General features: G+C 75.3%; 11 protein-coding genes. 7 read left to right on the plus strand and 4 right to left on the minus strand.

The features are described from left to right. Positions 1-47 precede the first annotated feature (47 nt). Positions 48-4,787 (minus strand): non-ribosomal peptide synthetase, encoded by a 4,740-nt coding sequence (locus D459_RS31720; protein ID WP_017593866.1) that lies wholly within the window; start codon positions 4,785-4,787, stop codon positions 48-50. 478 nt (positions 4,788-5,265) lie between these two features. On the opposite strand from D459_RS31720, the gene D459_RS0115190 reads away from it, so the two are divergent. From D459_RS0115190 to D459_RS0115210, 5 genes are all read left to right on the plus strand, one after another. Then, a complete protein-coding gene (locus tag D459_RS0115190; protein WP_017593867.1) occupies positions 5,266-5,460 on the plus strand; it encodes an MbtH family protein in 195 nt (64 codons plus the stop codon). Between the two features lie 26 nt (positions 5,461-5,486). Beyond that, on the plus strand, positions 5,487-7,358 hold the full coding sequence (locus D459_RS31725; RefSeq protein WP_017593868.1) for a non-ribosomal peptide synthetase: 1,872 nt from the start codon (positions 5,487-5,489) through the stop codon (positions 7,356-7,358). Positions 7,359-7,647: 289 nt separating this feature from the next. After that, positions 7,648-8,673: a peptidoglycan DD-metalloendopeptidase family protein gene (locus D459_RS0115200; protein ID WP_026120417.1), complete on the plus strand. Its 1,026-nt coding sequence runs from the start codon at positions 7,648-7,650 to the stop codon at positions 8,671-8,673. 324 nt (positions 8,674-8,997) lie between these two features. Beyond that, positions 8,998-9,378 carry a ribonuclease domain-containing protein gene (locus D459_RS0115205; protein ID WP_241485048.1) on the plus strand — a complete coding sequence of 127 codons (381 nt, stop codon included), beginning with the start codon at positions 8,998-9,000 and terminating at the stop codon, positions 9,376-9,378. A gap of 24 nt (positions 9,379-9,402) precedes the next feature. Continuing rightward, a complete protein-coding gene (locus tag D459_RS0115210; protein ID WP_017593871.1) occupies positions 9,403-9,789 on the plus strand; it encodes a barstar family protein in 387 nt (128 codons plus the stop codon). A 141-nt stretch (positions 9,790-9,930) separates the two neighbouring features. On the opposite strand, the gene D459_RS0115215 is transcribed toward D459_RS0115210, so the two are convergent. Further along, the gene (locus D459_RS0115215; protein ID WP_026120418.1) at positions 9,931-10,341 is read right to left on the minus strand and encodes a winged helix-turn-helix transcriptional regulator; all 411 of its coding nucleotides are present in this window, start codon (positions 10,339-10,341) and stop codon (positions 9,931-9,933) included. Positions 10,342-10,419: 78 nt separating this feature from the next. Here D459_RS0115215 and D459_RS0115220 point away from each other — a divergent pair, with 78 nt between their 5' ends. Then, on the plus strand, positions 10,420-11,301 hold the full coding sequence (locus D459_RS0115220) for an SDR family NAD(P)-dependent oxidoreductase (protein ID WP_017593873.1): 882 nt from the start codon (positions 10,420-10,422) through the stop codon (positions 11,299-11,301). A gap of 272 nt (positions 11,302-11,573) precedes the next feature. Here the strand turns inward: D459_RS0115220 and D459_RS0115225 are convergent, their stop codons facing one another. Together D459_RS0115225 and D459_RS0115230 are read right to left on the minus strand one after the other, a co-directional pair. Further along, positions 11,574-12,569, minus strand: a complete 996-nt coding sequence (locus D459_RS0115225) for a pirin family protein (protein ID WP_017593874.1) — start codon at positions 12,567-12,569, stop codon at positions 11,574-11,576. A 178-nt stretch (positions 12,570-12,747) separates the two neighbouring features. Next, complete coding sequence (locus D459_RS0115230; RefSeq protein WP_017593875.1) at positions 12,748-13,452, minus strand: haloacid dehalogenase type II; 705 nt, start codon at positions 13,450-13,452, stop codon at positions 12,748-12,750. Positions 13,453-13,593: 141 nt separating this feature from the next. Between D459_RS0115230 and D459_RS0115235 the strand changes: the two genes are divergently transcribed. Next, a complete protein-coding gene (locus D459_RS0115235) occupies positions 13,594-14,211 on the plus strand; it encodes a CGNR zinc finger domain-containing protein (RefSeq protein WP_017593876.1) in 618 nt (205 codons plus the stop codon). Positions 14,212-14,216 lie beyond the last annotated feature (5 nt).

Genomic DNA, 14,216 nt, shown 5'->3' on the forward strand with positions numbered 1-14,216 from the left:
CCCGGGCGCCGTGCGCTTCCGCGCGGACGCGGCGCCGCCTCGGATCATCAGGCGCCTCCGCGGCCCAAGCGGGGGGCGAACGCCTCGTGCTCGGCCCCGGAGTCGGTCATCGCGGCGAGGACGTCCAGGTAGAGCGAGCGCATCTCCTCTGCCGCGGCATCGCCGAGCCGGCCGGTGTAGTAGTCGAAGCGGAGCAGGAGCCGCTCGGAGCGGGGGTCGCGCAGGAAGCCGGTGGACAGCGTGTGGTCGGTCGGCTCGGCGCGGTAGTCCGTCGTACCGACCGACCGGGAGTCCAGGAACTCGATCTCATCGCCGAGCACGTCCTGCATCACGTGGAAGTGGTTGTAGAGGAAGGTGTTGTCGAACAGCTCCCGCCCGCCGGCGTCCCGCTGCATCAGGGCCAGCGGGTAGCGGCGGTGCGGGATGAGGTCCTGCTCCTGCCCGAACACCGAGCGGATCAGGTCGGCCCAGGTCCTGCAGCCCCTGGGCAGCCGGACCGGCACGATGTTGAGGAACATCCCGTACACCTCGGCGGCGCCGTCCTCTTCCGGGCGGCCGTGCGAACTCATCCCGGCCACCGCGTCGGGCGAGCCCGTGACGAGGCCGAGCACTTTCAGGTGTGCGGTCAGCAGCACGCTCTTCAGCGGAACGCCCGTCTCCGCCGCGAGTCCGAGCAGGGACCTGCTCAGTTCCGCGGGCAGCAGGGCCTCCAGCGACCGCTGCGAACCGCTGCGGGTCGTCGTCGAGCGCCACTGGCGCACTCCGCCGACCTCCTCGCCGCCGATTCCGCTGTCGGCGCCCGCCCCGGCGGCCTCCTCGCGGTCCGGGACGGGCAGTGGTACCGGTGCCCGACCGGCGGTCCTCTCCTTCCAGAAGCGGGAGGAGTCGGAGGAGTCCAGGGCCTCCAGCTCCAACCGGACGAACTCGCGGAACAGCGGCTCGGGAGGGGCGGCCGCCGGCGCGCCCGGATCCTTGCGCAGCGCGAGGTAGCGCTGGAGGACCTCGGCCTCGAAGGACTTCAGGCTCCAGCCGTCCAGGATGGCGTGGTGCTCGGTGACGGTCCACTGCACCGTCGTGTCGCCGCGCCGGTGCAGAGCCATGCGGGCCATCGGGGGCCGCTCGTGGTCGAAGGGCCGGGAGCGCTCCTCGTCGACGAAGGCCCGCAGGCGGGCCGCCTGCGCGTCGGCGTCCAGGTGCCGAAGGTCCTCGATGATCAGCGGCATCTCGGCCGCCTCCCAGACCAGCTGTGTCGGCTGCTCGTATCCGGCCAGGTCGAAGGAGGTCCGCAGCACGGGGTGCCGGGCGACCACGTCCTCGGCCGCGCGGCGGAAGAGCTCGCCGTCGAAGGGCATCCGCACGTGGACGCTGTTCACGTTGTGGTAGGGGAGGTTCTCGGGGTCGAGTTCCATGTGGTACTGCATCCCGGTCTGCAGCACCGACATGGGGTAGGCGTCGACCACCCCCGCGGGCAGGAGCGCCCGGTCGGCACCGGAGAGAAGAGAGAACGGTGCGCTGCGCCCGGGCCGGCCGGTTCCGCTCCAGGAGGCCACCGCGCCCAGTTCTGCGACGGTGGGCCGGAGGAACAGCTCGCGCAGCGGCACATCGATCCCGCGGCGCTTCGCCCGCCCGGTGATCTGCAGGCTGCGGATGGAGTCCCCGCCCAGGTCGAAGAAGCTGTCGTGCACGCCGATCCGGTCGATGCCGAGCACCTCCTGGAAGACCTCGACCAGCGCGCGCTCCATGCCGCCGCGCGGGGCGGTGTAGTCGCCGTGCAGGTCCGGCCGGTCGGCGCCGGGGGCGGGGAGCGCGCGCCGGTCGACCTTTCCGTTGGAGGTCAGCGGCCACCGCTGCACGGGGACCAGGAGCGCCGGCACCATGTAATCGGGCAGCCTCCCCGCGAGGAAGTCCCGCAGTCCCGCGGTGCTCTCCCCACCCGCCGTCTTCACATACCCGATCAGCCGCGCCGGCCGCCCGTCGCCGGCGGCATGCGGGACGACGACCGCGCCCTCCACCGCCGGGTGAGCGGTCAGTGCCGCTTCCACCTCGCCCGTCTCGATGCGGAATCCGCGGATCTTGACCTGGTGGTCGTCGCGGCCGATGTACTCGAGCTCTCCGGAGCCCGTGACCCGCGCGAGGTCGCCGCTGCGGTAGAGGCGGGAGCCGTCCCCGCCCGCCCGGGGGTCGGGGACGAACCGCTCGGCGGTCAGGCCGGGGCGCCCGAGGTAGCCGCGCGTCACCCCGCCGCCGCCGACGTGGATCTCCCCCGCGGTCATCGGCGGGGTGGGGTTCCCCCACCGGTCCAGCACCTCGATGCGCAGATCGGCGAGGGGGACCCCGATGGGGCTGGAGGAAGCGCCGACGTCCGCGGCGCGCAGCCTCCTGTAAGTGGAGTGCACCGTGGTCTCGGTGATCCCGTAGAGGTTGGCGACCTCCGGCCGGGAATCGCCGTGGCGCTCGAACCACTGCCCGACGGCGGCCATGTCGACCGCTTCGCCCGCCAGCAGGACATGGCGCAGCGCAGGCTCCTCCTGCTCCGCGGCCGCCGCGTCGGCCTCGACGAGGTTGCGGAACGCCGAGGGGGTCTGGCTCAGGACGGTGGTGCCGGTCTCACGGACCAGGGAGAGGAACTCCTCCGGGGAGCGGGTCACCTCCTTGGGCATGGTGACCAGCCGTCCGCCCGTGGACAGGGCCCCCCAGATCTCCCACACCGAGACGTCGAAGGTGAACTCGTGGAACATGGTCCACACGTCGGAGGGGCCGAAGGCCGTCCACGCCCCGGTGGCGGGGAACAGGCGCGCGATGTTGCGGTGGGTGGCCTGGACGCCCTTGGGAAGCCCGGTGGAGCCGGACGTGTAGATCACATAGGCGAGGTCGTCGAGCCCGCTCCGCTGGTGGGCGGGGACCGGCGGCGCCGCTGAGATCTCCTGTTCCCGCCGGTCGAGGTCGACCACCGCCCACGGGCCCTCCGGAGGCCGGCGTCCCGGTCCGCCGGCGGTGACGACCGCCGCCGCCCCCGCGTCGTCCAGCATGAACCGGGTCCGCTCGGCGGGCAGGGACGGGGCGAGCGGAAGATAGGCGCCCCCTGCCTTGAACACCGCCAGCAGGGAGACGATCATGTCGATCCCCCGCTCCAGGCGGACCCCCACGACGCCGCCGCGCCGGACCCCCTCCCCCCGGAGCACCCGGGCGAGCCGGCCGGCCCGCTCGTCCAGTTCCCGGTAGCCGATGCGCTGATCGCCGTACTGGACCGCGGTGGCCTCGGGGGTGCGCCGCGCCCATTCGGCTATCCGGGCGTGCACGCAGTCCCCGTCCGCCAGTCCGATGGGCGGGGCGTCCGCGTTGAGGCGGCCCGCAGGGCGCTCTCCGAGGAAGTCGGCGGTCACGGCGTCGGCGTCGGGAGCGCCGAGCAGGCGCTCCAGCAGCCGCAGGTACTCCCTGCCGATCCTGGCCACCGTCTCAGGGGTGTACAGGGAGTCGTTGTACTCGATGTCGATGCGGGGGGCAGCGGTGTCGTCGATGAGCCAGGTCATGTCGAACTTGGCGGTGCGGCGGTCCACGGCCACCGGGGTGAGCGGGGACCCCGCCAAGGACGGCGCCGCCCCGGCGGACTCGTCCATGCCGAACACGACCTGCACGATCGGGCTCTGAGCCGGGTCCCGCTGCACGCCCAGAGCCGCGACGAGGCGTTCGAAGGGGACCTCGGAGTGCTCCAGCGCGTCGATGACGGTGCCGTGCGCATCGGCGATGGCGTCGCGGAAGCTCTTCCGCGGTGCGAGGCGCACCCGCAGGGGGACCGTGTTCACCATCAGGCCGACCGTGGCCTCGTCGGTGCGGGACGCGCACGAGGAGACCGGGGCGCCGACCACGATGTCCTCCTGGTTGGCGTAGCGGCCGAGAAGGACCGAGAAGGCCGCGAACCATACGGCGTAGGGGGTGGCGCCCTCGGCCCGGGCGGTGCGCTGCACCCGCTCCACCAGCCGCCGCGGAAGGGCCAGGCGGTGGGTGCGCCCGGTGAAGGTCTGCACGGCGGGCCGGCGGTGGTCCGCCGGGAAGCCGGTGTGCTCGGGGCGGTCCCCGAGGCGGTCGCGCCAGTGGTCCACCGATGGGGCGAGGGCGCCCTGCTCCCAGCGGTCCAGGCGGGAGCGGACGGCGTCGAAGTGGTGGGGCGCGGGGCCGGGCTCCGCCGGCCCGCCCCCGGCGGCCAGGACCGTGTAGGCCGCGGACACGTCCTCCATGATCAGCCGCATGGATCGGCCGTCGGCGACGATGTGGTGCACGGTCAGCACGAGCGTCCACCCGCCCCGGCCGCCGTCGAGCAGCAGAACGCGGAACGGGGGCTCCCGCGTGAGGTCGAACGGGCGCCGCACCTCTTCTTCGGCCATGGCCGCCAGGTCCTCCGCGGAGGGCCGCTCCCGCCTCAGGTCCCGCCGGGTGAACGGCACCTCCCCCTGGTCGCGGATCTCCTGGAAAGGCGTCCCGTCGTCCTCGCCGAAGGCGGTGCGCAGGGCCGGATGGCGCCGAGCGGTCTGCGCGAAGGCCGCGAGGAGGATCTCGGGATCGATGTCCCCGCCCCCTCGGTGGGCGGTACCGATGTTGTACGTCGGCGTCCCGGGGGTCCACTTCTCGAAGAACCAGATCTGCCGCTGGGGGAACGAGAGCTCCTCGCGGACCGGCCCATCGGGCCCCCGGCCCGCGGGCTCCCGCTCCCCTGCCGCCGTCTCCTCGAGGACGTCGAGGAGCTCGTCGTCGATACCGGTGCTGCCGGCGGGCGCAGTGCCGTCGTGCATGTCCTGGGGCCCTTCTCAGCGGTGGGGGGTTCGGTGGTACCGGACGGCGCGTCCAGCGGGCCCGCCCGGCCGGGCGGGCCCTGCGGCCGCCGCCCGCGGCGCCTTCGGCCGTCCGCAGCGGGAAGTGCGAGGACGTGCGCCGGCCTCGGCAGGGACCGCGGAAGGGGAAGGGTGCCGGCCGGGCTCCGGTAGGCGCCGGAGCGCTTCCCCGGGGATCCGGGCCGGCGCGGCCGCCGGGGAGGGCCCGCGGCTCCGGAACCCTCCGGCGCTTCCGTACCCGCATGGCCGGTCTGCGTTTCGTGCTCCATCGGCGCCGAAGCTAAGAGGGCCGGTTATCCGATCGCTAAATCGGCGGAATCGGGGGTTCCGGCGCGGAGGCGCCCGGTGTTTGCCCCGGCGATAAGGCGCGGATACCGCCCGCTGTCTGGCTTGGAGCGACCGATGACGGAAGCAGCGGGTAGCAGAGGGAGGCTCGGCCGTGGACGCCTACGACGAATTCAGGGTCGTGGTCAACGACGAGGAGCAGTACTCGATCTGGCCGACGGCGCTGAAGGTGCCCGCGGGCTGGAAGGAGGCCGGCGTGACCGGGGACCGCGAGCGGTGCCTGGAGCACATCGAATCCGTCTGGGCCGACATCAGGCCGCGCAGCCTGCGTGAGCGGACCGGCGCCTGACCACGTCTCCAGGGAGGAGGAACCCGATGAGTACCCGACCCGGCGCCGCCGAGCCCGGCGCGCGGACCGCCCCTCTGGGGCGGCTGTTCGAGGACGCCGCCGCACGGTACCCGGACGCGGTGGCCCTCGTCTTCGAGGACTCCGAGACGACCTACGCCGACCTGGGCGCGCGCGCCGACCGGTTGGCCTCGCACCTGGTCGAGGAGGGGGTCGGCCGAGGGGACGTGGTCGGCGTCCTGCTGCCCCGCGGAACCGAGTTCGTGGTCTCCGTGCTCGCCGTCCTCAAAGCCGGAGCCGCCTACACCGCCCTCGACCCCGAGCTGCCCGAAAGCCGCCTCCGCGCGGTCGCCGAGCAGGCGAAGGCGCGCATCCTGGTGACCCGGGAACACCTGGCGCACCTGGTTCCCGGAGCCGCCCTCGTCCTGCTCGACCGGGACGCGTCGGCGATCGCAGGGCGCCCCGCGCGCCCTCTGAGCACCGCGGTGCACCCCGACGACCCCGCCTGCCTCATCTTCACCTCCGGCTCCACCGGCCGCCCCAAAGGGGTGCTGTCGTCTCACCGGACCATCTCTTCGAGGCTCCTCGGCCAGGACTACGCGGCCTTCGGCCCGGGGGAGGTCTGGATCCAATCCGCCCCCATGGCCTGGGACGCCGGCGTGTTCGAACTCTTCGCGGCGCTGCTGTTCGGCTCGGTGTGCGTCCTGCAACCGGGAGGCAGGCCCGACCCCGCCGCGATCGCCGGCCTGGTGCGGCGGCACGGCGCGACATCGCTGTACCTCTCCGCCGGGCTCTTCGCGCTCATGGCGGACGAATACCCCCGCGCCCTCGGCGTCGGCCAGGTGCTGACCGGCGGGGAGGCCTCCTCCCCCTGCCACATGCGGCGGGTCCGGCAGGGAGGGGCGCTGACGCGCCTGGTCCACGTGTACGGCCCCGTCGAGACGATGATCTTCGCCACCGCGCACACCGTGGGCGAGGACGATACCGGGGGCGGCATCGGCAGCGTGCCGCTCGGCGGCGCCGTCGCCGCCACGCGCACGCACGTGCTGGACCCCCGACTGCGCGAGGTCAGGCCCGGGGAGGAGGGGGAGCTCTACATCGGCGGGGACGGGCTCGCCTACGGCTACATCGGCGAGCCGTCCCTGACCGCGGAGAGGTTCGTTCCGGACCCCTTCGGCACGCCGGGGGGCCGGCTCTTCCGGAGCGGCGACCGCATCCGCGTGCGCGAGGACGGGTTGCTGGAATTCGTCGGCCGCTACGACGACCAGGTGAAGATCCGGGGGTTCCGCGTCGAACCGAGGGAGGTGGAGGCCGCGATCTGCCGTGAGCCCGACGCGGCGCAGGCCGCCGTCACCGCGGTGGACGACCCGGTGGGGGGCAAGCGGCTGATCGCCTACGTGGTGCCCCGCCCCGGAGCCGATCTCGACGGCCCCGACCTCCGGCGGCGCCTCCTCTCCGCCGTCCCCGACCACATGGTCCCCAGCGTGGTCGCCCCGATCGGCGCCCTGCCCCTGTCGGACAACGGCAAGGTGGACCGCGAAGCCCTCCGGAGCCTGGCCGCCGACTCCGCCGCGGCGCCCCCGCCGCCGCGAGCGGGCGCGCAGGAGGAGGGAGAAGGAGCGGGCTGGACCCCCCTGTCCCGGCGGCTCGCCGAGATCTGGGGCGGCCTCCTCGGAGTGGAGGACGTGCGTCTCGACGACGACTTCTTCGCCCTGGGCGGCCATTCGCTCAGCGCCCTGCGCGCGGTCTCCCTGGTCCGCCGGGAGACGGGCGTGCACGTCCCCCTGTCCGCTCTGATGGATTCGGAGAGCCTTGCGCACTTCGCCGAGCGGGTCCGGCTCCATGTGGACGAAGGGGCCTCCCGCCCCGCCCTGACCCGGGCGGCCGCTCCGCCCGACTGATCCGGCGGCCGCGCCTCTCCTTGCACCCGCGGCCTCTTCCGCCCTCGCCCGCGGAGCGGGGCCTCGGCAGAGCGGCCCCGCTCCCCCCCGCCGGCGGGGCCGCGTCCTGCCGGCCGAAGGCGGGCGCGCGTCTTCCGGCGGCCCGTTCCCTCGGCCCGGGCCCGGGCCGAGGGGCCCTTGCCGGGCGGCGGTGGCGTGGCTAGGTTGCCCTGACCACCGCCCAGAGGGGGCGGTGCGTGTCGTCCCCCGCTCGTTCGACCCCCCAGGAGAAGCCGTGAGGCGTCCCCCCATCTCCCTGCCCCGCTACACCCGATTTGCGCCGGTTTGCACGGTGGGTGCCGTCCTGGCCCTCGCGGTCGGCGCCGCGCCCGCCGCGGCCGATCCCGCGCCCGCCGCGCACAGCCGCGCGGACAACGTCGAGGTCCTCGCCGGCGGGCAGGCCGCCGGCCTGCCCGCCCCCGCCGGCGCGTCCTCCGCGGAGGACGCACTGGCCGACGCGGTCGTCGACGGCGTGCTCGAGGAGCGCTCCACCGACCTCTCCGCGCTCGACGACGCCGGCCGCGGCGTGCGCGTCGACATCCGCGAGTCCGCGGGCGACGCCGCGTTCGGCGTCGCCATCGTCACCGCCCCGGAGAAGGAGGGCCAGGAGCCCTACGCCTGGCTGTTCGCCGCCGAGCTCAGCGGCGGCGCCTGGGCGGTCGGCCTGGAGGGCGACGAGGCCTTCTCCGACCTGCTCGCCGACTCCGCGCTGCTGGACGGCGAGGAGCGCACCGCCCTGGCCGCCTCCACCGACCCCGGGCGCGCCTCGGCCGCGCAGGCGACCGGCGTCGGCCTCCCGTTCGCGGCCGGCACCTCGATGGTGATGACCGGCGGCCCGCACGGCTTCAGCCCCGGCCCGCCCTACAGCTCGGTGGACTTCGCCGGCGGCGCCGGCCAGGCCCGCGCCGCGGCGGGCGGCTACGCCTACTCGCTGTGCACCGGCTGGACCCGCGTCATCCACGGCAACGGCTACTCCACCGACTACTACCACCTGGAGGACTACCAGTGGCTGCCCGGTAACGACGTCGGCACCGGCCACTACCTCGGCACCCAGGGCAACAGCCTGTGCGCCGGAGGCTCGACCACGGGCGCCCACATCCACTTCTCGCTGCGCGCCTACACCGACCCCAACGCCGCGGGCTGGTACGTGCCGCTCAACGGCCGCACCCTGGGCGGCTGGACCTTCGTCGAAGGGGCGGCCTACGGCGGCTACGCCTACCGCAACGGGGTCGGCACGGTCTATCCCGGCGGGAGCATGTACAACTACGGCCCCTGACCCGCGCGCCGCCTTTCCCGCACCGGCGGGGGGCCGCCCGGGCGGCCCCCCGCGCCCGGAATACACCGTTGCCCCGTTTTCCTTCACGGACCCCGTCCACAGGGTTCACATATTCACCCGCTTTTCCACAGGAAAGGCCCCGTTCACTTCCCCGGCCCGCACGGACCGGCGGCGGCGGGGCCTTTCCGCTGGTGGCCGCGGTTCGAATACCGGGGAGCGCGGCGAACGGCGGAGACTCCGCACGGGTTACCGCCGCCCCAATCCGAGAGGAACTCCCCGCGGCGGGGATTGACGCACGCCGCAGCGGAATGCTCAATGGTGTACATGCGAATTTCCCCGCTCATCTCGCGTATCGGCGGTTCCGCCGCACTCGTCGCCGCATTCCTCGTCGGCGGCGCGACCGCCCCGGCCCACGCCGACGTCGGAAGCATCTGCTACACCGGCCTGCCCTCCCAGGCCCACGACACGCTCGACCTGATCGAGGCCGGCGGCCCCTTCCCCTACCCGCAGGACGGCTCGACCTTCTACAACCGGGAAGGCCTCCTCCCGCCCCAGAACACCGGGTACTACAAGGAGTACACCGTCGAGACCCCGGGCTCCCCCGACCGCGGAGCGCGCCGCATCGTCACCGGCGACTCCTACCAGGAGGACTACTACACCGCCGACCACTACGCCTCGTTCGACCTGGTCGACTACGGCTGCTGAGCCCGCCCGGGTACGCTCCCGACCATGACGGCGACCTACGTGATCGAGGGCCGCGAGGTGACCAGCCTGGAACGCTTCTGGCGGGTCATCGGCGAGGCCGTGAACGGCCCCGGCGGCTACTTCGGCTCCAACCTGGACGCGTTCGCCGACTGCCTGAGAGGAGGGCACGGCACCCCCGACGACGGCGACTTCGTCATCGAGTGGCACGACCACGAGGCCTCCCGCGAGGCCCTCGGCCACGCCGAGACCGCGCGCCGGCTCCAAGCCCGCCGGGACCGCGCCCACCCCGCCAACCGGGCCGCGATCCAGGCCGAACTCGACCGCGCCGCGGCCGGCCTGGGCCCGACCGTGTTCGACTGGCTGGTCGAGGTCATCGAGGCGGAGGCCCCGGGCCGGCTCCGGCTGCTCTGACCCGGCGGACGGCCGGGGAGGCGGAGCGATCGGCCCCGCCTCCCCGGCCGCACCCGTTCCCGCCGGCCCCGCCCGGCGACGGCCCCGCCCGCAGCGGGCCCGGACCGGGCACCCGGCGGGACCCGGCGCGCCCCCGCAGCGTCAGGCGTCCGCGCCGAAGGCCCGCCGCGCCTCGGCGATCTCCCCCTCGTGCTCCACCGCCCAGTCGGCCAGCGCCGAGAGCGGCTCCAGCAGCGAGCGCCCGAGCGAGGTCAGGCCGTACTCGACGCCCGGCGGAACGGTGGGAAAGACCTCCCGGCGGACCAGCCCGTCGCCCTCCAGGGAGCGCAGCGTGCGGGTCAGCATCCGGTGGCTGATCCCCTCGATCCCCCGGTGGAGCCCGTTGAACCGGCGCGGCCCCCTGCCGAGCAGCACGATCACCAGCACCGACCACTTGTCCCCCACCCGGCGCAGCAGGTCGGTGACCGGGCACCGCTCATGCTCGCCGGCCGGAACCGGGCTCGGCAGCGGCGCTCTGACCACCGAGGGAACATCCGTGTGCGCACCGCACATGAAACCGCGTCCTTCCGCTGAGCCGGGCGGCCACCGATGATGCCGATACGCACCGAAGGTAACCGACGAGGGGGAGACGTGGCCGACCCGACCGAACCCGACCACCCGAATCCGCGGCGCCGGCGCACCGTGGTCGTCAGCGGCGGCACCGACGGCATGGGCCGCGCCCTGGCCCTGGCACGCGCCGAGCGCGGCGACCGCGTCGTCGCCCTCGGCAGCGACCCGGGCAAGGGCCGGCGCCTCCTCGCCGACGCCGAGCGGATCGGCGCCGCCGACCGGGTCGACTTCATCCGGGCCGACCTGTCCGGCGTCGCCGCGACGCGGGCCGCGATCGACCGGATCGCCGAGCGCCACCGGGCCGTCGACGCGCTCGCCCTCTTCGCGAACCGGCAGGCGCCCAGGCGCACCGTCACCGCCGAGGGCCTGGAGAGGACCTTCGCCCTCTACTACCTCAGCCGCCACCTGCTCGGCCGCGGCCTCGCGCCGCTGCTGCACCGCAGCCCCGCACCGGTGATCGTCAACGTCTCCGGCACCGGCGTCGCCAAGGGCCGGATCCACTGGGACGACCTGCAGCTGGAGCGCGGCTACAGCACGATCACCGCCCAGCTCCAGGCCGGGCGCGCCAACGACCTGCTCGGCGTCGCGTTCGCCGCCCGCCCGGACAGCGCCCCCATCCGCTACGTCCTCTACCATCCCGGGTTCACCAGGAGCGGCGACCTCTCCCCTCTGCCCGCGCCGGTCCGGGTCCTGCTCCGGGGCGCCGCCCGGCTGGCGGCCCGCCCCGTCGAGGCGGCCGTCGCCCCCGTCCACGGCTTCATCGACCGCCCGCCCGAGTCGCCCCTCACCGCGATCGACCGCGGCAAGGTCCTCCCGCCCGGCTTCCCGACCCTGGACCCCGCCGCCGCCGAGCGGCTCGCCGCGGCGACCGAGGCGCTCCTGCACCAGGTCCGCCCCGGTTGACCGCCCGGCGCAGGGGCTCAGGGCGGCGGGGCCGGCGGGCCCACCGCGGTCGGCGGGGTGCCGCGCCGCACACGGGCGGGCCGGCGCGCTCCGCCGCCGGCCGGTGCCTCGCGCACGAGGGGCGGGGGCCGGCCCGCGGGCGGCAGGGGCGGCGCCGATCCCGGTGCGGTCGGCCAGGAGGGCCTACCGGTGCCCGGCGCCGATCCGCTGCACGGCCGGCGCCGCGGCCCGCCTTCCGGACGCCCCTCCTCTGTCCCCCGCCGGCCGCGGGCTCAGCCGCGCGGCGGGTTCCGGCGCGGGCGCAGGACGGCGTTCGGCAGACCGGGGGCGGGAAGCCGGTCCCCGTCGTAGCCGTCGACGGCGCCGAACCGGTCGGAGGCGCGCTGCCACTCCTCGCGGGCCCGGACGATGTCCTCGTGGCTGCGGCCGACGAAGTTCCACCACATGACGATCTCCTCCTCGAACGGCGTGCCGCCGAGCAGCAGCAGCCGCGCCAGGCCGTCGGACTCGTTGGCCAGCGCCAACGTGTCCGGCCCGGGGCCGAGGTAGCCCAGCTCCGCCCGGCGCACGAGGGTCCCGCCGGTTCCGCCCAGGCGGACGTCGCCCTGGTCGACCAGGACCCCGTGCTCGAAGGCGGGGTCCACCGGCAGCTCCGCGGCCGCGCCGGGGCCGAGCAGGAGTTCGGCGCCGAGCAGCGGGGTGAAGGTCGGCACCGGGGAGGCCTGTCCGGCCAGCTCGCCCAGGAAGACCCGGGCCTCGGCGCCGCCCACCCGGACCGGCTCGGGAACGTAGTGCCGGAAGTCGCGGCCGGCGTCCCGGGCCTCCTCCGGCAGCGCCACCCACAGCTGGGCCCCGTGCAGGACGGTGGTCCCCGGGGTGGAGACCTCCGAGTGGCTGATGCCGTGCCCGCCGGTCATCAGGTTGAGCTCGCCGGGCCGGACGAAGGCGTGGCTGCCCAGGCTGTCGCGGTGCTCGATCTCCCCGCTGAACAGCCAGGACACCGTCTGCAGGCCGGTGTGCGGGTGCGGCGGGACGCGCATGCCGCCGGTCTCGGCGACGTCGTCGGGGCCGTAGTGGTCGGCGAAGCACCAGGCGCCGATCAGGGTCCGGGCCCGCTGCGGCAGGGTGCGCCGCACCGTCATCGCCCGCTGGCCTCCCAGCGGCACCTCCCGCGCGGACAGCACCTCGACCCGCGGCTCCCCGCCCGGACCTGCGTGCGCCGAGGCCGCGCACCGCACCTCGGCCGGGTCCGTCTCGACGTTGCTCACCTTCGCCGCCTCCCCCGTGGCCCCGGCGGCGGCGATCCCGCCGCCGTGACCGGATCATAGGACACCCCGGGCCGGAAGGCGCGGGCGGAACCCCATGCGGGGCGGGCCGGGCGGCCCGCGGAGACGGCGCCCCCACCGAGGTCGGGAGGCCGGTCCGGTGCGGGCCGCGGGCGCCCGGTCAGCCGGAGGCCGCCCGTCCGGTGCCGAGGCGGGCGGCCAGGTCGGTCAGGCCGTCGGTGTGCAGGTCGAACCGGTCCGAGGGGGCGGGCGGGTCGCCGACCGGGCGGGCGACGTAGGCGGTGCGCAGGCCCAGGCGCTGCGCGGCGCGGAGGTCCCAGGCGTGCGCGGCGACCATCAGCAGCCGCTCCGGCGGCCGCCCGGAGGCCTCGACGGCCAGCCGGTAGACCGCGGGGTCCGGCTTGTAGGTCCGGGCGTCCTCGGCGGAGAGGGCCAGGTGCCAGCGGAGTCCGGCGCGGGCGTTGATCTCCAGCAGCGCCGTCCGGCTCGCGTTGGAGAGCCCGATCAGCGGGAAGTGCTCGGCGAGCCGGGCGAGGCCGGCCGCGGCGTCGGGCCACGGCGGGGGCGTGCGGGCGGACCGGGCCAGTTCCTCGGCGGCGGCCGGGCCGCGGGCTCCGGCGGCGTCGGCGACGAGCCGGGCGGCTTCCAGGTCGATGGCGCCACCGGCCCGGTAGGGCCGCTCTCCGTCGAGGATGCGGCGCTGCTCGCGGTCGACGTGGCGCTGCCACAGCGACAGCAGCCGCTCGGTCCCGGGGCCGTCCGGCGGCGGGTCGAGAGCGCGGATTCCGGCGCGGATGCCGGCGGGTTCGTCGACGAGCGTGCCGAGCACGTCGAAGACGAGCGCGTCGATGTCGAGCTGCGGCATGGGCGGGCCCTCCTGGCGGGAGACGGGGCGCGGCGGCGGTCGCGGCCGCCTGCTCGCGCGGCCGGGGGCGGATCGGGCCACCCCCGAAGACGTAAGGGGTTAAAATCGCTTTTGGTCGAACGTAGTGGGGGCGGGTAAGGGATGCAAGTCGGTTTCAACGATTACGTCTGGGCCGCGGGGGTCGCGACCGACCTGGTCAACACCACCGCCGAGGTCTGGCGCGGCGACGACCGCCTGCCCGACGCCGCCGCCCTCGCTGCCTTCGCCGACCTGCACGGCGGCCCGCCGGGCGGCGCCTCCGGCTCCCTCTCCGAACCGGCCCGCCGCGCCGGACCGGACGAGCTGCGCGCCGTGCACCGGCTCCGCGCCGCCGTGCGGGAGCTGATCGACCGCCCCGACCGCGAGCGCCTCGTCTCCGGGGCCACCGCGCTCACCGCCCCCGCCCGGGGCGCCACGCTCATCCCCGACCCCGCGCACGAGGGGCGCACCCGCTGGGCCGCCCCGCTCCCCGAGGACGCGACCGCCGCCGACGCCCTCTCGCTGATCTGCGGCGTCGGCATCCTCGGGGTGGTGCACAACCTCGGCGAGCGGCGGTTCCGCCAGTGCTCCGCGCCCACCTGCCGGGGGGCGTTCATCGACACCACCCGGCCCGGCCGCCGCCGCTACTGCATGCCCGACCTGTGCGGCAACCGGGTCAACGTGGCCAACCACCGCGCCCGCCGGGCCGCGGCGCGCGGCCGGCCCGCCGGCCCGGAGTAGGCCCG

The sequence above is a fragment of the Nocardiopsis potens DSM 45234 genome, from assembly GCF_000341105.1.
Classification (GTDB): domain Bacteria; phylum Actinomycetota; class Actinomycetes; order Streptosporangiales; family Streptosporangiaceae; genus Nocardiopsis_A; species Nocardiopsis_A potens.